Origin of the sequence: Nocardia sp. NPDC047654 (assembly GCF_043205035.1) — a bacterium.
In the GTDB taxonomy this organism is placed as follows: domain Bacteria; phylum Actinomycetota; class Actinomycetes; order Mycobacteriales; family Mycobacteriaceae; genus Nocardia.
Genome location: NZ_JBIDDF010000020.1, coordinates 33,213 through 56,410, shown reverse-complemented (window position 1 = coordinate 56,410; position 23,198 = coordinate 33,213). Strand labels below are relative to the sequence as shown.

Sequence of the window (23,198 nt, the reverse complement as noted above, 5' to 3'; positions counted from 1 at the left end):
GATCAGAATCCCGGCGGCGGCTGGTGCCGGTAGGGATGCTGGGACTGTGAGCTGACGTAGCCGAAGTCGTCGGCGACCATCGCCGCCAGCTCCAGCAGCGCTCGCCGCGTCGGCTTGCTCACCAGTTCCAGATCTATCTCCGCGCCCTCGGCGAGGTGGTCGTCGAACGGCACCACCTGCACCGCGCGGGTGCGGTCGAGGAACAGCTTGCGCAGCTGGTCCAGATCGACGGTGGACGCGCCGCGCCGGGAAGCGTTCACCACCACGACCGTTCGCTCCACCAGCTTGCCGTAACCGTGGTGGTCGAGCCAGTCCAGCGTGGCCGACGCGCTGCGCGCACCGTCGATGGCGGGCGAGGTGACCAGCACCAGCGAACTCGCCATATCCAGCACGCCCGCCATCGCGGAGTGCATCAAGCCGGTGCCGCAGTCGGTCAGGATGATGTTGTAGAACGACTGCAGAATGCCGATCGCTTTGCGGTAGTCCGCTTCGCTGAACGCCTCGGAGACCGCCGGATCCTGTTCACTGGCAAGCACTTCCAAGCGGCTCGGCGCCTGCGAGGTGTGCGCCCGCACGTCGGAGTACCTGGTGATGTGCTGGTCTTCGAGGAGGTTGCGCACGGTGGAGCGGGTCTGCCGCGGCACCCGGTGCGCGAGCGTGCCCAGGTCGGGATTGGCGTCGATCGCGATGACCCGATCGCCGCGCTGCGAGGCGAAGGTGGAGCCGAGACCGACCGTGGTGGTGGTCTTCCCGACGCCGCCCTTGAGCGAGAGGATCGCGATCCGGTAGTCCCCGCGTACCGGCTGGTTCACCCGGTCGACGAGATCCTGGTAGACGATGTCGGCCGCCGACTCGCCCGGGTTGATCATGCCGCCGGACGCCTTGTGCACGGCACGGCGCCAACCGCTGCGCGGGGCCCTGCGGGCCCGCCTGAGCAGGTTGAGGTCGTTCACCGAATGCCCCGGCTGGCCGGGCTGCGGCACATGCTGCGGTTGGAACGGCGGTGCGGACAGATGCGGCGGACCGCCCTGCCAGCTCGGCACCTGCGGTTGCCCGAGCGGCGGCGGAGGCGGCGGTTGGTAAGGGGGCGGCGGCGGCTGATGCGTTACCGGCGGGGGCGGCGGCGCCCAGCTGTAGATCGGGCCGCTGGGTTGATCCTGCTGCGGCGCACCGGATTCGGGCTGCGCGGAATCCACCGGAACCCGCCGGACCAAGCCGTCGCCGCCGATCTCCTGGCGGTACTCCCCGTAACCGGGATGGGGTCCGTCGGGAGGTGGGGCTATCGGGTGGCTACCGCTGTGACTCGGCTGCGGCTGAAATGCGCCGGTAGGGAACGACTCCCCCGGAAACGGCGACGGAGGGGGATACGGGCCCGGGCTCGGCGGGGCGTACGAACCGTAGGGCTCGGCCGGTCCTGCCTGCGGGGGAGCCCAAGCCTGCGCCGGTGCGCCTGCTTGCGGGTAGACCGTGGTCTGCTCCGTCGAGCCTTGCGGCTCCGGCTGTTCGGGCTGTGCGTCCGGCTGGGCAGGCCCATCCGCCACGTCGGATTCCTTCGCTTCCTCGCCGCCGATCGGTTCGGCCGACGGATCGGCGGCCGCTGACTCCGCGTCGCTGACTTCGGCCGTATCCACGGAATGACTCTGCAGCCAGGGCGGTGAGGTCGGATTGTGGTCGTTAGTTGTCACGGTTCCCCCATCTGCTCGGGAATTCGAGCAGAGAGCTCGGCGCTTGGAGTGCGAATCCCACGCTAGCACGGGGTTCGCTACGCCGTGTCGCGGAAGGCGTGCCGGACGTGGGGAGCGGCGCGGCCCACAAGCGGTCTGCGCCAGCGGGATCGGGCGCCGCGCGGTGGAACCGTCGCGACGCCCGTCCGAGTCCTTCCGGAACGCGCTGTCAGTGCGCCCGGTTCACCGCCGACACCACCGCGCGCAGCGACGCGGTCGTGATCGAGGTGGCGATGCCGACGCCCCACACCACCCTGTCGCCGATCGCGCACTCCACGTAGGCGGCGGCCTGCGCGTCGTCGCCCGCGGACATCGCGTGCTCGGAGTAGTCCAGCACCTCGACGTCGAAGCCGACCGCGGCGATCGCGTCGACGAACGCCGCCAGCGGTCCGTTGCCCTTGCCGGTGATCTCCTGTTCGACGCCGTCGACCTTCACCACGGCCACGATGGCGTCGACCCCGCCGTCGGTCTCCGACGCGGTGACCTTCTGGCGCATCCGCTCCAGCGGGCGGATCGGGCTCAGGTACTCCTCGTGGAAGACGTCCCACATCTCCTTGGGCGTCACCTCGCCGCCCTCGCCGTCGGTGATCTTCTGGATCGCCTGGGAGAACTCGATCTGCAACCGCCGGGGCAGCGCCAGCCCGTGGTCGGTCTTCATGATGTAGGCGACGCCGCCCTTGCCGGACTGCGAGTTGACCCGGATCACCGCCTCGTAGGTGCGGCCGACGTCCTTCGGGTCGATCGGCAGGTAGGGCACCTCCCAGACGATGTCGTCGACATCCGCCCCGGCGGCGTCGGCCGCGGCCTTCATCGCGTCCAGGCCCTTGTTGATGGCGTCCTGGTGGCTGCCGGAGAACGCGGTGTAGACCAGGTCGCCGCCGTACGGGTGGCGCTCGTGCACCGGCAGCTGGTTGCAGTATTCGACGGTCCGGCGGATCTCATCGATGTCGGAGAAGTTGATCTGCGGGTCGATGCCGCGGGAGAACATGTTCATCCCCAGCGTGACCAAGCAGACGTTGCCGGTGCGCTCGCCATTGCCGAACAGGCAGCCCTCGATCCGGTCGGCGCCCGCCTGGTAGCCCAGCTCGGCGGCGGCCACCGCGGTGCCGCGGTCGTTGTGCGGGTGCAGCGACAGCACGATCGAGTCGCGGCGGGCCAGGTTGCGGCTCATCCACTCGATCGAGTCGGCGTAGACATTCGGCGTGGCCATCTCCACGGTGGCGGGCAGGTTGATGATCAGCGGCTTGTCCGGCGTCGGCGCGATGATCGCCGAGACCGCGTCGCAGACGTCCTTGGCGTACTCCAGCTCGGTGCCGGTGTAGGACTCCGGGCTGTACTCGTAGCGCCAAGAGGTGTCCGGGTAGCGCTGCTCGATCTCCAGGCACAGCGCGGCGGCGTCGGTGGCGATCTTCTTCACCGCCGCACGGTCGGCGCGGAACACCACCTTCCGCTGCAGGATCGAGGTGGAGTTGTAGAAGTGCACGATGACGCTCTGCGCGCCCGCGCATGCTTCGAACGTACGTTCGATCAACTCCGGGCGGCACTGGGTCAGCACCTGGATGGTCACGTCGTGGGGGATCGCGCCGTCCTCGATGATCTCGCGGACGAAGTCGAAATCGGTCTGGCTCGCCGAAGGGAACCCGACCTCGATCTCCTTGTAGCCCATCCGCACCAGCAGGTCGAACATGCGGCGCTTACGGGCGGGGCTCATCGGGTCGATCAACGCTTGGTTGCCGTCACGCAGGTCGACCGCGCACCAGCCCGGCGCCCGGTCGATGACCCGGTCCGGCCAGGTGCGGTCGGGCAGCGTGATCGGCTCGACCTCCTCGGCGAACGGCCGGTAGCGGAACGTCGGCATCGAGGAGTTCTTCTGTTTGTTCCACCCGGGCTGGTCGGCGGGGGCGGGCTTGCTCGGCGCGGTGATGGTGCGCGCGGCGGATACGAATGCGTCAGCAGGGGACATGGGGGTTTCTCCCGAGGATGTCGTTTTTCCCAATGGGCTGGGTCGACCGGCGCGGCAAAACCCCGCGACGGGAGCCGGTCCGATCAGACCCCGTCGCGGCGGTCGAGAAGAAGTGCCCGCTGCATGATGTCCGCGAGTTTACCGTGCCGCTGTTCGGGCGGGAAGGGAGGTCCATCGTCGGGTGATCCGACGACCCGGCTACCGTTCGGTCCGGCAGTGGACAACGCTTGTACGGGCCCGTGGTCCGACGGGACGTCGAAGGATTGGCTATGACCTGGCTGGAGCAACTGGCCGTCTTCGGTGCGGGCATCGCGGCGGGCGGCATCAACACCATCGTCGGCTCCGGCACGCTGCTCACGTTTCCCGTTCTGCTGGCGTTCGGCCTTCCTCCGGTGACCGCGAACGTCTCCAACACCATCGGTCTGGTTCCCGGCTCGATCAGCGGCGTGCACGGATATCGCAGGGAACTCGCAGGCCAGCGCGATCGACTGGTGCGGCTGGGCACCGCGTCGTTGCTCGGCGGCATCACCGGCGCGGTCCTGCTGCTGGTCTTACCGGCCGGCGCGTTCAAGGCGATCGTGCCCATATTGATCATCCTGGCACTGGTGCTGGTGGTCGTGCAGCCGCGATTGGCAGACTGGGTCAAGCGCCGCAGGGAGAACGACGACGCCCCGGCTCCCGCGCACGGCGGCCCCGTCCTGTTCGCCGCGATCTTCGCCACAGGTGTCTACGGCGGGTACTTCGGAGCCGCTCAAGGCGTGCTGCTGATCGGTTTGCTGGGCGTTTTCGTACACGACGACATCCAGCGCCTCAACGGAGTGAAGAACGCGCTCGCCCTGATCGTCAACGCGGTGTCCGCGCTGATCTTCATCGTCGTGGCGGACGTCGACTGGCGTGCGGCGGTGCTGATCGCGCTCGGCTCGATCATCGGCGGGCAGCTCGGCGCACGGCTGGGCAGGCGGATGCCGCCGGTCGCGCTGCGCGCGGTCATCGTCGTCGTCGGCGTCATCGCGGTGATCCGCCTGATGGCGTCCTAGGACGGGCCGCGCCGGGTGCCGAGGTCGTGTCGCGAAGATCTCAGGGTGGGATGTCAATCCTCAGGGGGACGACGCCCGCCCGCACGGGGCACAGGATGAGTGCCGTGCCTAGCTGGAAGATCGTCATCGCCGCCGCCCTCGCCGCCGCGCTGCCCGCGGTGAGCGGCTGCGGCGGTCCGCCGAGCCGACACGAGTCGGCGGTCGCGGAACTGGCCGCGCAGGCCGACGCGGCGCCGACGCCGCTGCTCGAGTGGGCTCCGTGCGCGGAGCCGAAGCTGAACAGGTTCCAATGCGCGACCGCGCAGGTGCCGGTGGACTACGCGCACCCGGACGGGCCGACCCTCGGGCTGGCGGTGGTGCGTCAGCAGGCCACCGACCCACAGCGGCGGATCGGCACGCTGTTCTCCGCCGTCGGAGGTCCCGGTGGGTCGGGGCTGCGCTGGGCGGAGCAAGGGGAACTGCTCGGCGGCGAGCTCGCGCGCCGCTTCGACGTGATCACCTTCGACCAGCGCGGTATCGGCCGAAGCGGGCAGGTGCGGTGCTTCGCGGACACCGAGCAGCAGCGGCGGTTCTGGTCCGGCGCGTTGCTGCCGCCGGCGAACCCCGAGCAGGAGCGGGCGGCCGACGCGGCGAGCCGCGAGCTGGCCGCCGGTTGCGCGGCGCACGGCGGCGCGTTGCTCGGGCACCTGACCACCGTCGATGCGGCACGCGACCTGGACCTGCTGCGCCGAGCCGTCGGCGATCCGCAGCTGACCTATGAAGGCGGTTCCTACGCGAGCTACCTGGGCCAGGTGTACGGCGCGCTGTTCGGCGATCGGGTGCGCGCGCTGCACCTGGCGTCGGTGATCGACCCGGACACGTACACCAACGACACGCGAAGCGCCGTCGAGAACCGCGCGGCCGGAACCGAAGAAGTGCTCGGTGAATTCCTGCGGCTGTGCGCGGACGCGGGACGGGAGCGCTGCGCCTTCGCCGCGCCGGGCGGTCAGGGCGATGCCGTCGTGAGCGGAGGTGCGGGCGCTCCCGTCCGCCCCGCCGACCTCCGCACCCGCAATGACGCTGTGCTGCAACGTCTTCGCGAGGGTCCGCTCGTGGTGGGGGCCGGAGAGCGGGCGCGGACGGTCACCTATGCCGAGGTGCTGTCGTCGCACGCGCTGTTGCTGTACGACCCGGAGCAGGGCTGGCCCGCCCTGGCCGAACTGCTCGCCGAACTGGAACGCGGACCGGCGGGCAATCCCGACGCGGTGGGCCAGATCCTCTCGGCGATCGCGCAATCGGACGGATTCCTCGACTCCTTCACCGCGATTTCCTGCGCGGACAACACCTTTCCGCGTGATCCCGGCCAATGGCCCGGCATGGCAAGGGATCTAGCCGGCGTCAGCCCGACCTACGGCGCGTTCTGGTTGTCGTTGCTCCATGCGTGCGCCTTCTGGCCTTCCCCGCCCGAGGGGTATGCCCAGCGGTATACCGGGCCGTGGATCCTGCGATCGGACACCCCGGCCGTGTTGGTCGACAACCGATTCGACCCGGTCACTCCGCTCAGCGGCGCGCGGCGCGCGCAGCAGGAATTGGTGAACGCCCGGTTGGTCGTCGTCGAGGACGGGTACGGGCACACCCCGTTGAACGAATGCACCCGGAAGCTGCGCGAGCGTTATCTCATCGACCTACAGCTACCCGCCCCCGGAGCGACCTGTCGCCCCGATGAGCTGCCGTTCGACCGATAGCAAAAACGGATATCTGTTCACAAAACGGGAATACCGGTAATCTGCGCACGCTAAGCCTGATGATGGAAGGTGACCGGTGCGTAGACGTGCCTTGTTCAAGGCGGCGGGCACCGCCGCCCTGCTCGGTGCTGTGGGGACGATGACGGGGACGAGCACGGCGTCCGCCGACCCGATGTGGGAGTCCTTGTTCCGCGCCTGGGTTCCGGAGATCTTCGCCCCGATTCCCGACCCGGCGGAGCACTCGCCCGCGATCGTCATCGGCTCGGGCTTCGGCGCCGCCGTGACCGCGTTGCGCCTGGCCGAGGCCGGGATCGTCACCACCGTGCTGGAACGCGGTTCGCGCTGGCCGAACGACCCGTGGCGGGAGATCTTCACCGGCGACGACCTGCCCGACGGCCGCGGCTTCTGGCACCGCACCCAGTTCACCGGCGTCACCAAGGTGCCGATGCATTTCGCCAGTTTCGGCGGCGTGCTGGACTGCACCGAGTATCCGGGCATCGACGTCTGGCGCGCGGCGGCGGTCGGCGGCGGCTCGGTGATCTTCAGCGGGGCCATGATCGCCCCGCAGCGCCGCTTCTTCGACCACGTCTTCGGTGGCACCGTCGATTACGGCGAGATGGAGCGCGTCTACTACCCGCGCGTGCGGGACATACTGCGGCTGAGCCCGATGCCCGCGGACATCTACAACTCCTCGCCGTTCACGCATTCCCGTGCCTGGGACGATCAGGTGCGCAAAGCCGGCTACCAGCCGCAGGCGAACGACTCGATCTTCAACTGGGACATCCTGCGCGCCGAACTCGCGGGCGGCGCGAAGCCTTCGGCCACGGCGGCCAGGAGCAACCTGGGCAACTCCAACGGCGCCAAATTCGACCTGAACCAGAACTACTTGGCCTACGCGCAGGGCACCGGACGGTGCGGGGTCTTCCCCGGCCATCGGGTGGACGCCATCGCGCAGGAATCCGGCGGCCGCTACGCGGTCACCGTGACGAAGCTGTCGCCGACCGGTGAGGTGCTGTCCACCCGCACCCTCACCTGCGATCGGCTCTTCCTCGGCGCCGGATCGATCGGCACCTCCGAACTGCTGGTCCGCGCCCAGGCCACCGGCACGTTGCCGAACCTGAACGAACATGTCGGCGACGGCTGGGGCACCAACGGTGATGTGGTGCTCGCCCGCGGCGCCAGCGCGCTCGCCGGTCACGGCCAAGGCGTGCCGAGCGCGAGCCGTATCTTCGACGAATCCGGCGTACCGCTGACCCTGGAGAGCTGGTACATCCCCGGGATCCCGTTCGAGACCGGCGCGCTGGCCTCGCTCGGCATGGTGCTCGACCCGACCCGTACCCGGTTCGGCTACGACCGGGCCGCGAACCGGGTCGGGCTGAGCTGGTCGGCCGCGAACCGGGAAGACACCGTGGCGGCGGCCAGGGCGGTCGACCACCGGATCGCCGAACGAGCGGACGCCCTCGTCGAGTACAGCGCACTCGGCTACGACGCGAACGCGCTGTTCACCGCGCATCCGCTCGGCGGAGCGGTGCTGGGGCGGGCCACCGACGGCTACGGCCGCGTGCACGGTCATCCCGGCCTCTACGTGATGGACGGCGCGGCGATACCGGGCAGCACGGGGACGGTCAATCCGTCGCTCACCATCGCCGCGCTGGCCGAACGCAATATCGAGGCGATCGTTCGCGCCGGTCGCTGAGCACGCGGCATCCGGGCGGAGCGTCCATCCGGGTGCTGCTTCCAGGAGTATCGCCAACCGTGCCGAGCATGCTTTCGGCGTACTAATGTCGGCGGCACCGTTCGGCGTCGAAGGGATTCGCAGTGTCCGCTCCCGCTTCCAGCTCGGGCATCGAGAGTTCTTCCGCCGATCGATACGGGCTGCGGGAATCACCGCAGCCGCAGGACTATCCGCGCAAGCCGCCGATGCTGTGGACCGATTTCGTGATGCTCGCGCTGGCCGTCGTGTCCGTGGCGCTGGTCGCGTGGATCACCTTCTTCCCGGTCTCCGGGCACACCTACCACGCGGTCGTGGTCGCCGACTGGTCCTTGTGCGCGGTGTTCGCGCTCGAGTTCCTGTGGCGCTGGCGCCGCGCGGGCTGGCCGTGGACCTTCCCGCTCGTGTACTGGTACGAGGTCCTCGGCATGATCCCGGTGACCAGCCTGTTCTTCCGCGGCTTCCGGCTGTTGCGGATCGTGGTGATCGTCGTCCGGCTCGCCCGGGTGGCCGATCGCCTGTTCGGCGACCGGGTGACGGCCGCGGTGGTGAACCGGTTCGTGGCGACCATCGTCGACACCATTCGCCGTCCGATGACGATCGCGGTGATGGACGAAGTGGCGCAGGTGCTGCGCACCGGCCACTACACCCGCAACATCGCGGCCGCCCTGGAGGAGAACCGCGCCGAACTGGACGAGATGATCGTCGAGCTGATCAAGAAGGACCCGCAGGCGGGCCGGGTGCGCTACATCCCGTTCCACGACGAGATCATCCGGCTGATCGCCGACACCACCTTCCGCATCGTGTTCCAGGTGCTGGAGGATCCGCGCACCGATGAACTCGTCGCGGACGTGCTGCGGGAGAACATCGATCAGATCCGCGACGCGGTCCGCGACGGTGTGCGGGTGCCGCCGTCCGCGTACGGGCCGACACCCGACGAGGACTGCGTGCGGCATCGCGTCACTCGGGCGCCGCGTGCCTGATCGCGTCCCTCGGCTGCGCCAAACGCACGGTCTCCCAGGCGATCAGCGCGATCAGGACGACGCACAGCAGGGCCAGCGACGCCAGCGCGGGCAGGGCGCAGGCCAACGGGATGAGCGCCAGCAGCACCGCCACGGCGACCACGCGGGGCATCGTGACGGTGCCGGTGGCGAAGTGCTTGAATCCCACCAGTGCGATCAGATACAAAACGACGCCGCCGTAGAGCGCGTAGAGCGGGATGCCGTACAGCGCGTCCTTCAGGGTGTGGTGCGAGGAATCCCCGACGTAGTAGAGAACTTTCTTCAGCCCCAGTGACAACGCGATGATCCCGACGATCATCGGGAAATGCCAGAAGGTGTAAGAGCCTTGGGCGATCTTGATCTGCCGACTGCCCTCGGCGTGGACGAGTTCGTGCTCCACCGCCAGAGCGGCGACGTCGAAGTACGCCCACCACAGCAGACCGGAAATGGCGAGGCCCAGCAGCGAGCCGAGAGCGATCGGCCAAGAGATCGGCAGGCCGGCCACCCCGATGCCGATCGAGACGATCGACTCACCGAGCGCGACGATGACGATCAGCCCGTATCGCTCGACGAAATGCCTGGCCGAATTCAACCGCCAATCGGTGCCCGCGAACAACGTCCACAGGTAGTCGCCCGCGATCGCGGCGATCCACAGCGCGATCTGCACCCTGCCGGTGGTCAGCGCGGCGACGACCAGCAGCGTGGTGCCGAGGGTGATCGAACCGAGCGCCCAGCGCAGCAACTGGCCGCGCAATTGCGGATCATCGGCACTGGCCAGCCAGAACATCCCGAAGTGCACCAATCGCACCACCAGGTAGGCGACGGCGAAGACCAGCGGCCCGAACCACCCGCCGGTCTTGTCGTCGAACGCCTCCGGGATGGTGAGCGCGGCGAGGAACGCGCCGCCCATGGCCGCGAACATCGCCACCCGTGCGAGGCCCTCGTCGGCGCGGACCACATTGCCGAGCCAGGAGTAGGCGATCCACAGCCACCACATCACCGCGAGCACCAGCACCGCGCGCAGCGCGTTCTTCGCGCTGGTGTCGTCCGCGATCAAGCCGGTGACCATGGTGAACGCGAAGACGAGCACCAGGTCGAAGAACAGCTCGAGCTGCGTCACCGAGGCGTCTTCGGCCATCGGCTGGAACCGCACTCGTTTGGAACCGATCATGCCGCTCATCGTCGCACCCCGATCGGTTCGGCGCCGGTTCGCTGCCGCGCCCGCCCGCCGATTTCGCGCAGAGCACAGCGCGGCTACACGGGTTGATAGGTCTCCGTTTCGGGGAACCGCTCGGCGAAATCGATGAAACACTCCGCGACCACTTCATTGGCCTTGCGGAAAGTGCGTTTCAGCAGAAATCCGGGAACAGGGAGGGGCAGATAGAGCTCGACGTGGTACCAGACGTGCGTGCCGTCGACGCTGTCGGACACTTCGAAAAAGCCGCCACCCCGGACGCCCCGGGTGCTGTCGGCGACAACCCAGGAGGACCGGTCGTCGGTCCAATCATATTCGAGCACTTGCAGATCCGAGCTGCCGAGCAGTTCCGCCTTGAGGAAGACGCGCCGCGGCCTGCGCCGGGCGTCGCGGGTGGCGACCCGCACGTCGCTGTAGGAGGACGACCATTCCGGAAGCGATTCGACGGCTGTCAGGGCATCCATGACCTGTTCGGGATCGGTATCGACGAAGAATCGGATATCCGTTTTGGTGCGCATGGCATACCTCCGACCCCCGGTTGGACAAGTCGGCCGATTGTCTCCGCGATTTGTCCGGTTCGTCAACCTGACTGTGCGAGACCACATCTCGGCTAACCGGATTACCTGCCGTTATCAGGTCGAGATCGGCGATCGGCTACCTCCGGAACAACTTCCGGACGGAAGGATGGGGTCGTCCGGAGGTTCGCGCGCCTACGATCGGATCCGAATGGGCGCCGATCTGCGGCGCCGTCGGTCGGGCGGGAGGATGTCATGAAATACGCCGAACTGCTGGCGCAGGCGCGCGACGCGATCACGGTGCGCCGGGTCTACGGTGACCCCTACGAATCCGGTGGGGCGATAGTCATCCCCGCCGCCTCGGTCGGCGGCGGTGGTGGCGGCGGCGGAGGCGGCGGGAACAGTCCGGACGGGGAGGGTGCCGGGGAAGGGGTGGCGTTCGGAGTAGGCGCCAAGCCCGTCGGCGCCTATGTGCTCCGTGACGGGCGATTGACCTGGCATCCAGCCGTGGATGTCAACGCGATCATCGAGACGGCGGGCAAGGTGCTGATCGCGGGGGTGCTGGCCTTCGCGCTGACTCGCTACGCCAAACGCCGCGCCTGACCGGCGCGGCGAGCGGCGTCTCCTGTCGGCGAGCACCGGACCGAGCGCGGGCGAGGCCGCCCGGCGCGCGATCCGACGCGGCGTTCATTCCGATGTGGCGGGCTCGACGATCGCGTCGGGCCCTGGATACACCAGCGACTCGTGACCGTCGGAGAAGCGCACCACGTAGGGCGGCGTCCCCTCCGGCCCGCGGACCTCGATGATCTCGGCCAGGTGATCCACTTCTCCCACCACGTGTCCGTGCACGCAGAGTCGATCTCCTACATGTGCGATCATCGCCCCATTATCGAACGCCAGTGGTGCGCGTCACAACCACTCGGGCGAAGGCGGCGGATCCGGTTCAGTCGTCCGCGCTGATCACGCGCTCGACCGCGGCTTCGATCAAGGCCCGGCTCTGCTCCTCGGTGAACACGTCGGGCAGCGTCATCCGGTCGACGATCAGCCAGTTCAGCGCGAGGTAGAGCAACAGCACCGACTTCTCGTCACCGGGCAGCCCCGCCGCCAGATGGTTGCGCACGTTGTAGTCGATGTCCTCGCGCACTCGCTCGGTCAGCACCGCGCGCAATTCCGGCCGCCGGGTCGCCTCCAGGCGCAATTCGAGCAGGGCGAGGTAGCCGGTGCGGAACGCCTCGATGCGTTCGACCGTCTCCGTCATCAGTTCGATGATATTGGCGCGGGTCTTCGGCCCGTCGGTCAGTTGGGTCATCGTGGCTTCGCTCGGCTGTAGCCGCTCGTAGAACCGTCGGCCCGCCTGAGTGAGCAGGTCGTCGCGGTTGGCGAAGTAGTTCGACGCCGTGCCCGCGGGTACCCCGGCCTCCTTGTCCACCGCGCGGAAGGTCAGTCCGCGCGCCCCATCGCGCGCCAAGACCTCGATCGCGGCGTCGACCAGCGTCTGTCGTCGCTCCGGATTGGTCCGCACTTGACACCACTCCATTCGTAGTACTATCTTCCAATCACTACATGCAGAGTACTACAAGTGAGGTGCTGGTATGCGAAAGCTGGTCTACTACGTGGCTGTGTCGCTGGACGGCTACATCGCGGGCCCGGCGGGGGAGTTCGACTTCTATCCGTCCGACGCCGAAATGGGCGCGTGGCTCAACGGCCGGTATCCGGAATTCGTGCCGAGTCACTTGCGTCCGCTGGTGGGGATGGCGGTGGACGAACCGAACAAGCGGTTCGACACCACCGTGATGGGCCGCGGCACCTACGAACCGGCCCTGTCCGAAGGCGTGACCAGCCCGTACGCGCACCTGAAGCAGTACGTGGTCTCCAGCACGCTCGGGCGCATCGATGATCCGGCCGTCGAGGTGGTCGAACGCGACCCCCTCGGCCTGGTGCGGGAGCTGAAGCAAGCCGAAGGCGGGGATATCTGGCTGGTCGGCGGTGGTGAACTCGCCGCCCAACTACTGGGCGAGCTGGACGAGATGATCATCAAGAGTTACCCGGTGGTCGCGGGCAGCGGGATATCCGCGTTCTCCGGCGCGTTCCGTCCCACTTTGTTCACCCCGGTGCAACGCAAAGAGTTCGGCAACGGCGCGCAGGTCACCTGGTTTACGCGCGCCTGAGTTCCCGACTTCCCTCCGAAAGGTGTTTTCATGCGAAAACTCGTCTATTTCGTCGGCCTCTCCCTCGACGGCTATATCGCGGGGCCGAACGGTGAGATCGACTTCTTACCGGTGGGCGATGAGATGTGGGAGTGGCTACGCGCGGAGTATCCCGAGACGCTGCCCACCCACGTGCGGCCGCATATCGGACTCCCCGTGGACGCGCCCAATCAGAAGTTCGACACCCTCGTCATGGGTCGCGGCACCTACGATCCCGCCCTGGCCATCGACGTGACCAGCCCGTACGCCCACCTGAAGCAGTACGTGGTGTCCAGCACGCTCGGCCGAATCGATGATCCGGCGGTAGAACTGGTCGAGCACGACCCGGTGGGGCTGGTCCGCGAACTGAAGCGGCAGGACGGTAAGGACATCTGGCTGGCGGGTGGCGGCCTGCTCGCCGCCGCGCTGCTGGAGGAGATCGATGAACTGGTGATCAAGAGCTATCCGGTCGTCGCGGGCGCCGGGGTACCCGGCTTCGCGGGCGAGTTCCGTCCGACGCTGTTCCGGCCGACCGAGCGCAAGGCCATCGGCGACGGCGTCCAGGTCAGCTGGTTCACCCGGGCCTGAGCCGACGCCCGGCCTCGGGACGCGGCCGGCTCGGTGGTCGAGCCGGGAGCGATCTGCCGTTGCCGCCTGCGCTCCGCCCGGAGAGACCCGGGTCAGCTCGCGTCGGTGAGGAACGACAGTCGCACCTGCCGGTCCGGGTTGTCGACATTGAGATCGACCAGCGCGATCGACTGCCAGGTGCCGAGGGCGAGCTCCCCGCCGAGCACCGGCACGGTCGCGTACGGCGCGATCAGGGCGGGCATGACGTGGGAGCGTCCGTGTCCGCGCGAGCCGTGCGCGTGCCGCCACCGGTCGTCGGCGGGCAGCAGATCGCGCAGCGCGGCCAGCAGATCGTCGTCGCTGCGCGCGCCGAGTTCCATGACCGCGATCCCCGCGGTGGCGTGCGGCACGAAGACGTGCAGCAGCCCGTCGCCGCCGGCTGAACGCGCGAAAGTCGCGCACTGCGGCGTGATGTCCTGTACCACTTCATTGTGGCCTGTTCGCACCTCGAGCAGTGTGCTCTTCATGTGCACATCGTCCCTCATCCGTCGCGGCCCCCGCGGTGCTATCGGGATGGGATGCGGCTGTGGGCTTTTCCACAAGCCGGGTAGGTAGCGGCAAAACCGCTGGCCCCGGCCGGTACCCTGAATGACTGTTACCAGTTTGTTGTCGATCTTGGAGGACCCTGTCGTGGCTCTCGTGGTTCAGAAGTACGGAGGATCCTCGGTGGCGACCGCCGAGCGTATCCGGCGCGTCGCTGAACGGATCGTGGAGACCAAGAAGCAGGGCCACGATGTGGTGGTCGTCTGCTCCGCCATGGGTGACACCACCGACGAGCTGCTCGACCTCGCGCAGCAGGTGGCGCCGTCGCCGCCCGCCCGCGAGATGGACATGCTGCTCACTTCCGGTGAGCGCATCTCCAACGCGCTGGTCGCCATGGCCATCCACTCCCTCGGTGCCGAGGCCCGCTCGTTCACCGGTTCGCAGGCGGGTGTGATCACCACCGGCGCGCACGGCAACGCGAAGATCATCGATGTGACCCCCGGTCGCGTCCGCGCCGCACTGGACGAGGGCCTCGTCGTCCTGGTCGCGGGCTTCCAGGGCGTGAGCCAGGACAGCAGGGACGTCACCACGCTGGGTCGCGGCGGCTCGGACACCACGGCCGTCGCGCTGGCGGCCGCGCTGCAGGCCGATGTGTGCGAGATCTACACCGACGTGGACGGCGTCTTCACCGCCGATCCGCGGATCGTGCCCGACGCGCAGCGGCTCGAGCAGGTCTCCTACGAGGAGATGCTGGAACTGGCGGCCTGCGGGGCCAAGGTGCTGATGCTGCGCTGCGTCGAATACGCCCGCCGCTACAACGTGCCCGTGCATGTGCGCTCGTCCTACACCGACAAGCAGGGCACCTACGTTTACGGATCGATGGAGGACATCCCCTTGGAGCAAGCAATCCTCACCGGCGTCGCGCACGACCGCAGCGAGGCCAAGGTGACCGTGGTCGGGCTGCCGGACGAACCGGGCTACGCCGCCAAGGTGTTCCGCGCCGTCGCCGACTCGGAGATCAACATCGACATGGTCCTGCAGAACATCTCGAAGATCGAGACCGGCAAGACCGACATCACGTTCACGCTGCCGAAGTCCGAGGGCGCCCGCGCGGTCGAGATGCTGACCAAGCGCCAGGCCGAGATCGGCTTCTCCCAGGTGCTCTACGACGATCACATCGGCAAGGTGTCGCTGGTCGGCGCGGGCATGAAGAGCCACCCGGGCGTCACCGCCACCTTCTGCGAGGCGCTGGCCGAGGCGGGTGTGAACATCGACCTGATCTCCACCTCGGAGATCCGGATCTCCGTGCTGGTCAAGGACACCGAACTGGACGAGGCCGTGCAGGTGCTGCACAAGGCCTTCGATCTGGGCGGCGACGAGGTCGCGGTGGTCCACGCGGGAACGGGGCGATAGGTCATGGGAGTTCGCGTAGGAGTCGTCGGCGCGACCGGGCAGGTCGGCGCCGTCATGCGGAAGCTGCTGCACGAGCGCGACTTCCCGGCCGACGAGCTGCGGTTCTTCGCCTCCGCCCGTTCGGCGGGCAAGACGCTGCCCTGGCGCGGCCGCGAGATCGTCGTCGAGGACACCGAGACCGCGGATCCGTCCGGCTTGGACATCGCGCTGTTCTCGGCGGGCGCCACCATGTCCCGCGTGCAGGCGCCGCGTTTCGCCGCGGCGGGCGTCACGGTGATCGACAATTCCTCGGCGTGGCGCAAGGACCCCGAGGTCCCGCTGGTGGTCAGCGAGGTCAACCCGGAGCAGACGCGCAACCTGGTCAAGGGCATCATCGCCAACCCGAACTGCACCACGATGGCGGCCATGCCGGTGCTCAAGCCGCTGCACGACATCGCCGGTCTGCGCCGTCTGATCGTGTCCAGCTACCAGGCCGTCTCCGGCAGCGGTCTGGCCGGTGTCGAAGAGCTGGCGAGCCAGGCCCGCGCGGTGATCGGCGACGCCGAGAAGCTGACCCACGACGGCCGCGCCGTGGACTTCCCCGCCCCGAACAAGTACGTCGCCCCGATCGCGTTCAACGTGCTCCCGCTGGCGGGTTCGCTGGTCGACGACGGCTCCGGCGAGACGGACGAGGATCAGAAGCTGCGCAACGAGAGCCGCAAGATCCTCGGCATCCCGGATCTGGCCGTGAGCGGCACCTGCGTGCGCGTGCCGGTCTTCACCGGCCACTCGCTCTCGGTGAACGCCGAATTCGCCGAGCCGCTCTCGGTCGAGCACGCCAAGGAGATCCTGGCCAAGGCGCCCGGCGTGAAGCTGGTCGACGTGCCGACCCCGCTCGCCGCGGCCGGCATCGATGAATCCCTCGTCGGCCGCATTCGCCAAGACCCGGGCGTGCCGGACGGCCGCGGGCTCGCGCTGTTCATTTCCGGTGACAATCTGCGTAAAGGCGCTGCCCTCAACACCATTCAGATCGCCGAGGTGCTGATCGGCGACCGCTGAGACAGATCGATCGAACGGGCTGCGGACTTTCCGTGGCCCGTTCGTCGTTTCCGGAACCGATCAGCGGACGCGCAGTCCGTCGAAGACGACGGCGAAGGCGCGGTCGCGCTGGGCGGGAGTGGCCGTGCTGCCGTGGGTGGCGAGGAACGCGCCCTTGACCAGGCGCATCAGGTCATCGACATCGATGTCGGTGCGTACGCCGCCCGCTTCCTGCGCGCGGGTGAGCAGCGCGCCGATCACCGTGTTCAGTTCGTGCACCGGCCGCAGATACGCCGGGGCATCCGCGCCGCCCACCGCATCGGCGAGATCGCGTTTGACGCTGCCCTCCGCCACGAGCCGGGCCAGGAAGTCGAAGAAGGCGGGCACCGGGTCGGCGGCGTCGGCCAGTTCCCGGGCAGAGGAGATGATCCGGTCGACTCGATCCACGATCGCCGCCTCGAACAGCGCCTCCTTGGTCGGAAAGTGCCGGTAGACGGTGCCCGCGCCGACACCGGCCCGCCGCGCGATCTCGTCCAGCGGAACCGCGAGCCCCTCCGCCGCGAACGCTTCTTGCGCGGCTGCCAGCACCCGCTCGCGGTTGCGGCGGGCGTCGGCGCGCAGCGGTCGGCGCTCGGGCTCGGTCATGAGGGACGAGTTTACTGTTGACAAGCGGGGCGATCGTTCCGGATGATAAGCGGGTCGTTCGTTCCGTTTATCCGGAGGTGTGGTGATGACTCTCGACTCGCCCGTCGAAAGCCCGCGTGAGCTGGTCGAGCGGCTGTTCAGCGAGCTACGCTCCCGCGACGCGGAGGCGTTCGTCGCGCGGTTCGCGCCCGACGCCATCTTCGAGATCCCGTTCACCGTCCCGGGGCTCCCGGCCCGCTTGGAAGGCCGCGAGGCGATTCGCGAGCACTTGGCGCAGCGCTGGTCGGGACTTTCCGGAATCGAAGTGCACGCCATCCATCCTCAGGTCTACGAGACCACCGACCCCGAGGTGCTGCTCGTGGAGAACGAGGTCGACATGACCGTCCCGGGATCCGGCCGCGCTCGGGTTCGCACGTCCGTCAACGTCGTTCATGTCCGCGACGGCGAGGTCGTGCTCTTCCGCGACTATATGGACACCGCCCGCTTCGCCCGCTCCGCGAAGCGGTGAATGACGCGTTCGCTGCGAACGTCGCTCTTGCGGGACCCTGAAGTTGTCGGATGAGTACGACGCCGCGGAGTGGTACCATATCTCGTACTACTGGCTGGAGGGACTCATGGCTGCCGCGATTACCGTCAGTGAGGCGCGCAAGAACCTGTTTCCCCTGGTCAGGAAGGTCAATGAGGATCACGACACGATCGAGATCGTGTCGAAAGGGGGGAACGCTGTGCTCATGTCCAAGGAAGACTACGACTCCCTGATGACGACCGTGGAATTGCTCAGCGGGCGCGATGGGGCGCGCCTACGCCGATCGATTCAGGAACTCGAGAATGGTGGCGGCGCCGAACGCGACCTCATCGAATGAAGGTCGTTTTCTCCGAATCCGCGTGGGAAGAGTATTCGGCGTGGCTGCAGCGCGACCGTCTCGTGCTGAAGAAGGTCAATGTACTGATCAAGGCGATCATGGCGGAGCCCTTCGAAGGCGTCGGTAAGCCCGAACCTCTGAAGCACGACTTGGCGGGGTACTGGTCACGACGGATCACGCAGGACCATCGCATCGTCTACCGCGTCGTCGATGATGCGATCCGGATCGCCAAGGTGGGCAAGCACTACGACTGACCTCGTTCTGCCCGCCGAAAAGGCCTCGCTCGGCGCACGGCGCGGCTGTTAGCCTGCGCCGATGGCGAATCCTCATCCTCATGTGTATCTCGGCGACCGGATCGTCGCGGCCGATGCCGCCACGGTGGGCGTCGCATCGTCGGCGGTGTTGTACGGACTCAGCGTCTACACCGTTTTCCCGGTGCATGTGGATGGAGCAGCGCGTACGGTATTCCGCCTGGACGACCATTTCCGCCGGCTCGAGGAGTCCTGCAAGATCATCGGAATCGATCGGTTCGCGGCGGAGTGGGATTTCGAGCGGTTCCGAGCGACCGTCGTGGAACTGATCGCGGTGAACGCTCCGCGCGAGGACGTTTTCGTCCGGGCGACGGTGCATGTGGTCGAGTCCATTCCGGGCACCCGGGTGCGGGGCTGCGCGATCCAGGTCAGCATGTTCGTCTACGACGCGGTGCCCATAGTCCCGCAGGACGGCATGCGCCTGAAGTCGAGTCCGTGGCGGCGCATTCCGGACAACGCGATTCCGTCCCGCGCGAAAGTCAACGGGGCATATGTGAATTCCGTGCTGGCCAAGCAGGACGCGATCGACAGCGGCTACGACGACTGCGTCTTCCTCGATGGCAACGGGCACGTCTGCGAACTCAGCGCGGCCAATATCTTCCTGGTCCGCAACGGCACACTGATCACCCCCGATGTCTCCTGCGACATCCTCGACGGCATCAACCGCAGGACCGTACTCACCTTGGCGGCCGAGGACGGCATTCCGGTGGTCGAACGCACCGTCGATCTCACCGAGTTGTACATCGCCGATGAGGTGTTCGTGACCGGAACGTCGGCAGGCGCGGCGCCGGTCGTCGAGGTGGACGGCCGCGTCGTGGCGAACGGCGTGCCCGGTCCGATCTCCCAGGGGCTGCGCAAACGCCACTACGCGGCACTGCGTACCGACAACGTGCACGGTTGGGTCACGGATTTGTCCGCGGCCCGGTAGTCCACCGCGCCGCTCAGCGGATGCCCGGGGTGCGCGGGTCGGGTCCGAGACAGACCAGGATGGCGCACCCCGGAGGGGTGTCCGCGAACGGCGGGTCCAGCGGGTGATTCAGGCAAGCGAAGACATTGCAGCCCGGATAGGCGGCGGGACCGAGCCCGAACACTGCGATCAGGATGTCCGTGTCGACGAAGCGGCGGGGGTCCAGCCGCAGCGGCGGCTCGACGTAGGGCCCCGGGTCGGGCACCGGCCGGTCGTCGAACGCGTCGAACACCTTGCGGAAGAACTCGTAGGGCAGTTCCTGGGTGTTCTGTACGACGCCCGACACGCCCTGGCTGCTGACGTTTCCGAAGACGCCGGTCCACACCACCGTGAGATCGAGGCTCGGAATGACGAAGACGTTCTGCAACCCGAGCCCGGCCATCGCGTACACGTCACCGGGAAGGAAGTCGGCGATCTCGGCGCAACCGCTGCCGAGCCAGAACAGGTAGCCGTAGCACGCGTTCGTGGGTGACGGCGTGCGTGCCATGGTCAAGTAGTCGGTGGAGACGATCCGCTGCGCGCCCCAGCGCCCGTCGTTGCCGACCAGCAGGCCGAGTTTCGCGAAGTCGTTCGGCGGGATCATCAGGTGCGCGTAGCCGTAGGTGTGCCCGGAGCGGTCGCGCGCCCAGTAGTAATCGCTGCGGAGAATGCCGAGCGGATCGAACAATTCGCGCTGCGCGAACCGTTGCAGAGGCTCTCCGACGGCCAGCTCCACCACGTAGGCCAGCAGGTCGACATTGCGCTGGCTGTAGGTGAAGACGGTGCCCGGCGGATTGTCCAGCGGCACGCCGAGCGCCTGGACCGCGCTGTCCGGATCGACCGGGATCACACCGGTGACGCCCTCGGTGAGCACGCCGACCCGCATGCCCGAGGTCTCGGTGAGCAGGTTCTCGACGGTGATCGACCGGTGCGCCGCATCGCCGAGCCCCGCGGGCAGATAGCGGCCGATCGGTGCTCGGAGATCGAGTTTTCCTTGGTCCCAGGCGATTCCGGCGAGCAAGGAGACGACGCTCTTCGTCGAACTCCAGATGTTCCAGGCCACGTCGCCGGTCTGGTCGTTCGTCGGTCCCTCGCCGATGAGGCAGTTGTGCCGGAACACCTGCACGTTGAACCGGTTTCGACCGGACGCGAAGGTCAGTGCGTCCTGGAGTTTCACGGAATCCAGACCGACCTGTTCCGGCGCCGCCCGCTCCAGATCGCGTCCCGAGCTGACCGCGCACCGAACCTGCTCGCCGGGCGCGGCCACCGCGCTTGCGGCGAACGCATTGCACGCCACCAGCGAAACTGCCGCGATTCCCGCCAGGAATCCACCGAAACGCCCCATAAGCAAGAGGCTAGCGCCCTTTCGCCTGATCACACGGGCAACAGGCGGGGAACTGGACGTCCGATATCCGCGCGGGCCGGACTCGGGCGCCTCGCCGTTGAACTCGGTCGGGGGACACCCTTATCGCATACCCGCTGCGCAAAGGGCGAGCGTGCCGAGCGATCGGGGACGCGCGGGCGCTATCGGCCTGCCGAGCACGTGCGGTGCCAGGCCTGGGTCCGTGCCGCGACGGCCGGGCGTCATCGGCGGGAGCTCCTGGCCAGGCCATATAACGCGGTGCCGAGTGCCAGCGCACCGAGCCCCGCGAGCACGGAGCCGAGGGGCAGGGAGAACCCGACGACGACGCAGCCCACCGCGCCGACCACGGGAACCCACCGGGGTGGGCGGTTCTCCTCGGCGCTCAGGGTGGCGGCGGAGACGTTGGCGATCAAGTAGTAGAAGAGCACGGTGAACGAGGAGAATCCGATGGCCGCGCGCAGATCGAACAGCGCGGCGACCACGGCGACCATCGTGCCGACCACCAGTTCCGCGCGGTGCGGCACCCCGAACCGCGGATGCACGGCGGCGAGCGCGCCCGGCAGATAACGGTCCCGCGCCATGGCGAGCACTGTGCGTGACACGCCGAGGATCAACGCGAGCAGCGATCCGGTCGCCGCGAGTACCGCGCCGATCCGCACCACCGGAGCGGCCGCGGGGACGCCTGCCGCACCGACCACTCGCGCCAGTGGATCGGTGGCCTGGGCCAGTCCGGCGGAGCCGAGAACGCTCAGCGCCGCGACCGCCACCAGCGCGTAGACCACGAGGGCGAGTCCGAGCGCGATCATGACGGCACGGGGAATGGTGCGTCGCGGTTCGCGCACCTCCTCGCCGAGCGTGGCGATGCGGGCGTACCCCGCGAACGCGAAGAACAGCAACCCCGCCGCCGTGAGCACCTCGCGCGGGCCGATCCGGTCGGGCAAGGCCGTTGCCGCCGAGTGCGTTCCCGCCAGCCCGATCACGATGACGATGGCCAGCACCGTGAGCACCACCGCGACGAGCACCCGGGTCACGAACGCCGACTTCTGCACCCCGGTGTAGTTGACGGCGGTGATCGCCACCACCGCCCCCACCGCCACGGCATGCGCCTGTGCGGGCCAGGCGTAGCTACCGACGGTCAGCGCCATCGCCGCACACGAGGCGGACTTGCCCGCGACGAATCCCCACCCCGCGAGATACCCCCAGAACGGTCCGAGCCGCTCCCGCCCGTAGACATACGTTCCACCGGACACGGGATACCGCGCCGCGAGCCGTGCCGACGACGTCGCATTGCAGTACGCCAGCACCGCCGCCACCGCGAGCGCCACCGGCAACCAACTCCCTGCCGAAGCCGCCGCGGGCGCCAGCGCCGCGAATATCCCCGCCCCCACCATCGCCCCCAACCCGATGACCACCGAATCGGTTAGTCCGAGCCTGCGGTGCAAGGTCCCGTCCTGCGACGCCATGAAGTGCATCCTCCCGCATCGCCCCCGCCGCCGCAGAGCGAGTACGACTCGGCGAAGAACTCCGGCGGTGGTACATGGCTGCGGCGAAACGCGAGAAGTTTCCCGCTCAGATGTGGTCGGAAATGACAACGCCGCCGGATTCGCGAGGAATCCGGCGGCGCTGCGAGCTCGGACACCATATCGGTGTCACAACCGTCGACGTCCCACAAGCGCCTCTCGGCGGGTGGTCGCTCGTAGCGACAAAGGGGTGCGGCCCGGGGCTGTCCGGACGCCGGCGTGGGTGTCGACGTCCCACAAGCGCCTCTCGGCGAGTGGTCGCTCGAAGCGACAAAGGGGGTGCGGCCCGGGGCTGTCCGGACGCCGACAGGGGGTTCAACCACCGGCTCCCGCAAGCTATTCCGCGCCAGATCTGTGATGCCGGTCACTTCGGGCGGGTCGCGTTCGAGGTCGTGCTCGGCGAGTCGCGGCCGGTGGACGTAGCCTTCGGGCTGAAATTTTTCTTGAATGATTCCAGATTGTTTTCTTGACTTATTCCAGAAAAGGGCCAGACTCGAAGCATGCACACCAATAGCGCCGATCCACGCGAGTGGCTGCGAGCAGCGGGTTTGCGGGTCACCGCCCCGCGGATCGCGGTGCTGGACGCGGTTGCCGCGCGGCCGCATTCGGATGCCGACACGGTGGCCGCAGCCGTCCGGGACGCGCTGGGCTCGGTGTCCACGCAGGCTGTCTACGACGTCTTGCATGCTTGCGTGCGCGCCGGGATCCTGCGGCGGATCGAGCCCGCGGGCTCGTCCGTGCGATACGAGACCCGGATCGGTGACAACCACCACCATCTGGTGTGCCGAAGCTGCGGTGCGGTCGCGGATGTCGACTGCGCCGTGGGCGAAGCCCCATGTCTGGACCCTTCGGACGCTCACGGATTCGTGGTCGATGAAGCCGAGGTCGTCTTCTGGGGGCTGTGCCCGACCTGCCGTTCCGAGTAGCGGTCCGCATCTTGCCACCCCGGGTAGC

24 protein-coding genes are annotated in these 23,198 nt (G+C 68.1%); 14 read left to right on the top strand and 10 right to left on the bottom strand.

The window, feature by feature from the left end; genetic code table 11:
* Positions 1-2: 2 nt before the first annotated feature.
* Together ACGF7Y_RS32540 and leuA are read right to left on the bottom strand one after the other, a co-directional pair.
* Positions 3-1,631, bottom strand: coding sequence for an AAA family ATPase (locus ACGF7Y_RS32540; RefSeq protein WP_393240579.1), 1,629 nt, complete (start codon positions 1,629-1,631; stop codon positions 3-5).
* Between the two features lie 262 nt (positions 1,632-1,893).
* Positions 1,894-3,687: a 2-isopropylmalate synthase gene (gene leuA, locus ACGF7Y_RS32535; RefSeq protein WP_393240576.1), complete on the bottom strand. Its 1,794-nt coding sequence runs from the start codon at positions 3,685-3,687 to the stop codon at positions 1,894-1,896.
* Between the two features lie 269 nt (positions 3,688-3,956).
* Between leuA and ACGF7Y_RS32530 the strand changes: the two genes are divergently transcribed.
* The 4 genes from ACGF7Y_RS32530 (at position 3,957) to ACGF7Y_RS32515 (ending at position 9,142) form a co-directional block, all read left to right on the top strand.
* Positions 3,957-4,724: a sulfite exporter TauE/SafE family protein gene (locus ACGF7Y_RS32530; protein ID WP_393240573.1), complete on the top strand. Its 768-nt coding sequence runs from the start codon at positions 3,957-3,959 to the stop codon at positions 4,722-4,724.
* Between the two features lie 104 nt (positions 4,725-4,828).
* The gene (locus tag ACGF7Y_RS32525) at positions 4,829-6,448 is read left to right on the top strand and encodes an alpha/beta hydrolase (protein WP_393240570.1); all 1,620 of its coding nucleotides are present in this window, start codon (positions 4,829-4,831) and stop codon (positions 6,446-6,448) included.
* A gap of 76 nt (positions 6,449-6,524) precedes the next feature.
* Positions 6,525-8,144, top strand: a complete 1,620-nt coding sequence (locus ACGF7Y_RS32520; protein ID WP_393240567.1) for a GMC oxidoreductase — start codon at positions 6,525-6,527, stop codon at positions 8,142-8,144.
* A 122-nt stretch (positions 8,145-8,266) separates the two neighbouring features.
* A complete protein-coding gene (locus ACGF7Y_RS32515; protein ID WP_393240564.1) occupies positions 8,267-9,142 on the top strand; it encodes an ion transporter in 876 nt (291 codons plus the stop codon).
* On the opposite strand, the gene ACGF7Y_RS32510 is transcribed toward ACGF7Y_RS32515, so the two are convergent.
* Entirely contained in the window at positions 9,120-10,331 is a 1,212-nt protein-coding gene (locus ACGF7Y_RS32510; RefSeq protein WP_393240562.1) for a low temperature requirement protein A, read from the bottom strand. The two genes, ACGF7Y_RS32515 and ACGF7Y_RS32510, sit on opposite strands and share 23 nt — an antisense overlap.
* An 83-nt stretch (positions 10,332-10,414) precedes the next feature.
* Positions 10,415-10,873, bottom strand: coding sequence for an SRPBCC family protein (locus ACGF7Y_RS32505; RefSeq protein ID WP_040864430.1), 459 nt, complete (start codon positions 10,871-10,873; stop codon positions 10,415-10,417).
* A 252-nt stretch (positions 10,874-11,125) separates the two neighbouring features.
* Here ACGF7Y_RS32505 and ACGF7Y_RS32500 point away from each other — a divergent pair, with 252 nt between their 5' ends.
* Positions 11,126-11,473, top strand: a complete 348-nt coding sequence (locus ACGF7Y_RS32500; protein WP_063052057.1) for a hypothetical protein — start codon at positions 11,126-11,128, stop codon at positions 11,471-11,473.
* 84 nt (positions 11,474-11,557) lie between these two features.
* Here the strand turns inward: ACGF7Y_RS32500 and ACGF7Y_RS32495 are convergent, their stop codons facing one another.
* Both ACGF7Y_RS32495 and ACGF7Y_RS32490 read right to left on the bottom strand, forming a co-directional pair.
* The gene (locus tag ACGF7Y_RS32495; RefSeq protein ID WP_040864432.1) at positions 11,558-11,749 is read right to left on the bottom strand and encodes a DUF1918 domain-containing protein; all 192 of its coding nucleotides are present in this window, start codon (positions 11,747-11,749) and stop codon (positions 11,558-11,560) included.
* A 64-nt stretch (positions 11,750-11,813) separates the two neighbouring features.
* Positions 11,814-12,407, bottom strand: a complete 594-nt coding sequence (locus ACGF7Y_RS32490; RefSeq protein WP_393240557.1) for a TetR/AcrR family transcriptional regulator — start codon at positions 12,405-12,407, stop codon at positions 11,814-11,816.
* Between the two features lie 55 nt (positions 12,408-12,462).
* Here ACGF7Y_RS32490 and ACGF7Y_RS32485 point away from each other — a divergent pair, with 55 nt between their 5' ends.
* Together ACGF7Y_RS32485 and ACGF7Y_RS32480 are read left to right on the top strand one after the other, a co-directional pair.
* Positions 12,463-13,038 carry a dihydrofolate reductase family protein gene (locus tag ACGF7Y_RS32485; RefSeq protein WP_393240554.1) on the top strand — a complete coding sequence of 192 codons (576 nt, stop codon included), beginning with the start codon at positions 12,463-12,465 and terminating at the stop codon, positions 13,036-13,038.
* Positions 13,039-13,068: 30 nt separating this feature from the next.
* Entirely contained in the window at positions 13,069-13,644 is a 576-nt protein-coding gene (locus tag ACGF7Y_RS32480; protein ID WP_393240551.1) for a dihydrofolate reductase family protein, read from the top strand.
* A 92-nt stretch (positions 13,645-13,736) separates the two neighbouring features.
* Here ACGF7Y_RS32480 and ACGF7Y_RS32475 read toward each other — a convergent pair whose 3' ends face one another.
* On the bottom strand, positions 13,737-14,150 hold the full coding sequence (locus ACGF7Y_RS32475) for a YjbQ family protein (protein ID WP_393240548.1): 414 nt from the start codon (positions 14,148-14,150) through the stop codon (positions 13,737-13,739).
* Positions 14,151-14,313: 163 nt separating this feature from the next.
* On the opposite strand from ACGF7Y_RS32475, the gene ACGF7Y_RS32470 reads away from it, so the two are divergent.
* Complete coding sequence (locus ACGF7Y_RS32470; RefSeq protein ID WP_040864436.1) at positions 14,314-15,579, top strand: aspartate kinase; 1,266 nt, start codon at positions 14,314-14,316, stop codon at positions 15,577-15,579.
* A gap of 3 nt (positions 15,580-15,582) precedes the next feature.
* On the top strand, positions 15,583-16,617 hold the full coding sequence (locus ACGF7Y_RS32465) for an aspartate-semialdehyde dehydrogenase (RefSeq protein ID WP_393240544.1): 1,035 nt from the start codon (positions 15,583-15,585) through the stop codon (positions 16,615-16,617).
* Between the two features lie 60 nt (positions 16,618-16,677).
* Here the strand turns inward: ACGF7Y_RS32465 and ACGF7Y_RS32460 are convergent, their stop codons facing one another.
* Positions 16,678-17,241, bottom strand: a complete 564-nt coding sequence (locus ACGF7Y_RS32460; protein ID WP_393240542.1) for a TetR/AcrR family transcriptional regulator — start codon at positions 17,239-17,241, stop codon at positions 16,678-16,680.
* Between the two features lie 85 nt (positions 17,242-17,326).
* Here ACGF7Y_RS32460 and ACGF7Y_RS32455 point away from each other — a divergent pair, with 85 nt between their 5' ends.
* The 4 genes from ACGF7Y_RS32455 (at position 17,327) to ACGF7Y_RS32440 (ending at position 19,343) form a co-directional block, all read left to right on the top strand.
* On the top strand, positions 17,327-17,749 hold the full coding sequence (locus ACGF7Y_RS32455) for a nuclear transport factor 2 family protein (RefSeq protein ID WP_393240539.1): 423 nt from the start codon (positions 17,327-17,329) through the stop codon (positions 17,747-17,749).
* 106 nt (positions 17,750-17,855) lie between these two features.
* Complete coding sequence (locus tag ACGF7Y_RS32450) at positions 17,856-18,104, top strand: type II toxin-antitoxin system prevent-host-death family antitoxin (RefSeq protein ID WP_357043570.1); 249 nt, start codon at positions 17,856-17,858, stop codon at positions 18,102-18,104.
* Complete coding sequence (locus tag ACGF7Y_RS32445; RefSeq protein ID WP_393240536.1) at positions 18,101-18,358, top strand: Txe/YoeB family addiction module toxin; 258 nt, start codon at positions 18,101-18,103, stop codon at positions 18,356-18,358. Before ACGF7Y_RS32450 ends, ACGF7Y_RS32445 begins: the two co-directional genes overlap by 4 nt.
* A 61-nt stretch (positions 18,359-18,419) precedes the next feature.
* Positions 18,420-19,343, top strand: a complete 924-nt coding sequence (locus ACGF7Y_RS32440) for an aminotransferase class IV (protein ID WP_393240533.1) — start codon at positions 18,420-18,422, stop codon at positions 19,341-19,343.
* 13 nt (positions 19,344-19,356) lie between these two features.
* On the opposite strand, the gene ACGF7Y_RS32435 is transcribed toward ACGF7Y_RS32440, so the two are convergent.
* Both ACGF7Y_RS32435 and ACGF7Y_RS32430 read right to left on the bottom strand, forming a co-directional pair.
* A complete protein-coding gene (locus ACGF7Y_RS32435; RefSeq protein ID WP_393240530.1) occupies positions 19,357-20,706 on the bottom strand; it encodes a serine hydrolase domain-containing protein in 1,350 nt (449 codons plus the stop codon).
* Positions 20,707-20,945: 239 nt separating this feature from the next.
* Positions 20,946-22,187, bottom strand: coding sequence for an APC family permease (locus ACGF7Y_RS32430; RefSeq protein WP_393240528.1), 1,242 nt, complete (start codon positions 22,185-22,187; stop codon positions 20,946-20,948).
* Between the two features lie 557 nt (positions 22,188-22,744).
* On the opposite strand from ACGF7Y_RS32430, the gene ACGF7Y_RS32425 reads away from it, so the two are divergent.
* On the top strand, positions 22,745-23,170 hold the full coding sequence (locus tag ACGF7Y_RS32425; RefSeq protein ID WP_393240525.1) for a Fur family transcriptional regulator: 426 nt from the start codon (positions 22,745-22,747) through the stop codon (positions 23,168-23,170).
* Positions 23,171-23,198: the final 28 nt, after the last annotated feature.

Excerpts from the sequence above, each read along its gene's own strand:
- ACGF7Y_RS32485 (WP_393240554.1), top strand. The coding sequence starts at position 12,463 with ATGCGAAAGCTGGTCTACTACGTGGCTGTGTCGCTGGACGGCTACATC.
- ACGF7Y_RS32495 (WP_040864432.1), bottom strand. The coding sequence starts at position 11,749 with ATGATCGCACATGTAGGAGATCGACTCTGCGTGCACGGACACGTGGTG.
- ACGF7Y_RS32510 (WP_393240562.1), bottom strand. The coding sequence starts at position 10,331 with ATGATCGGTTCCAAACGAGTGCGGTTCCAGCCGATGGCCGAAGACGCC.
- leuA (WP_393240576.1), bottom strand. The coding sequence starts at position 3,687 with ATGTCCCCTGCTGACGCATTCGTATCCGCCGCGCGCACCATCACCGCG.
- ACGF7Y_RS32460 (WP_393240542.1), bottom strand. The coding sequence starts at position 17,241 with ATGACCGAGCCCGAGCGCCGACCGCTGCGCGCCGACGCCCGCCGCAAC.
- ACGF7Y_RS32450 (WP_357043570.1), top strand. The coding sequence starts at position 17,856 with ATGGCTGCCGCGATTACCGTCAGTGAGGCGCGCAAGAACCTGTTTCCC.
- ACGF7Y_RS32500 (WP_063052057.1), top strand. The coding sequence starts at position 11,126 with ATGAAATACGCCGAACTGCTGGCGCAGGCGCGCGACGCGATCACGGTG.
- ACGF7Y_RS32445 (WP_393240536.1), top strand. The coding sequence starts at position 18,101 with ATGAAGGTCGTTTTCTCCGAATCCGCGTGGGAAGAGTATTCGGCGTGG.
- ACGF7Y_RS32505 (WP_040864430.1), bottom strand. The coding sequence starts at position 10,873 with ATGCGCACCAAAACGGATATCCGATTCTTCGTCGATACCGATCCCGAA.
- ACGF7Y_RS32435 (WP_393240530.1), bottom strand. The coding sequence starts at position 20,706 with ATGGGGCGTTTCGGTGGATTCCTGGCGGGAATCGCGGCAGTTTCGCTG.
- ACGF7Y_RS32425 (WP_393240525.1), top strand. The coding sequence starts at position 22,745 with ATGCACACCAATAGCGCCGATCCACGCGAGTGGCTGCGAGCAGCGGGT.
- ACGF7Y_RS32490 (WP_393240557.1), bottom strand. The coding sequence starts at position 12,407 with ATGGAGTGGTGTCAAGTGCGGACCAATCCGGAGCGACGACAGACGCTG.
- ACGF7Y_RS32430 (WP_393240528.1), bottom strand. The coding sequence starts at position 22,187 with ATGGCGTCGCAGGACGGGACCTTGCACCGCAGGCTCGGACTAACCGAT.
- ACGF7Y_RS32465 (WP_393240544.1), top strand. The coding sequence starts at position 15,583 with ATGGGAGTTCGCGTAGGAGTCGTCGGCGCGACCGGGCAGGTCGGCGCC.
- ACGF7Y_RS32530 (WP_393240573.1), top strand. The coding sequence starts at position 3,957 with ATGACCTGGCTGGAGCAACTGGCCGTCTTCGGTGCGGGCATCGCGGCG.
- ACGF7Y_RS32455 (WP_393240539.1), top strand. The coding sequence starts at position 17,327 with ATGACTCTCGACTCGCCCGTCGAAAGCCCGCGTGAGCTGGTCGAGCGG.
- ACGF7Y_RS32475 (WP_393240548.1), bottom strand. The coding sequence starts at position 14,150 with ATGAAGAGCACACTGCTCGAGGTGCGAACAGGCCACAATGAAGTGGTA.
- ACGF7Y_RS32480 (WP_393240551.1), top strand. The coding sequence starts at position 13,069 with ATGCGAAAACTCGTCTATTTCGTCGGCCTCTCCCTCGACGGCTATATC.
- ACGF7Y_RS32440 (WP_393240533.1), top strand. The coding sequence starts at position 18,420 with ATGGCGAATCCTCATCCTCATGTGTATCTCGGCGACCGGATCGTCGCG.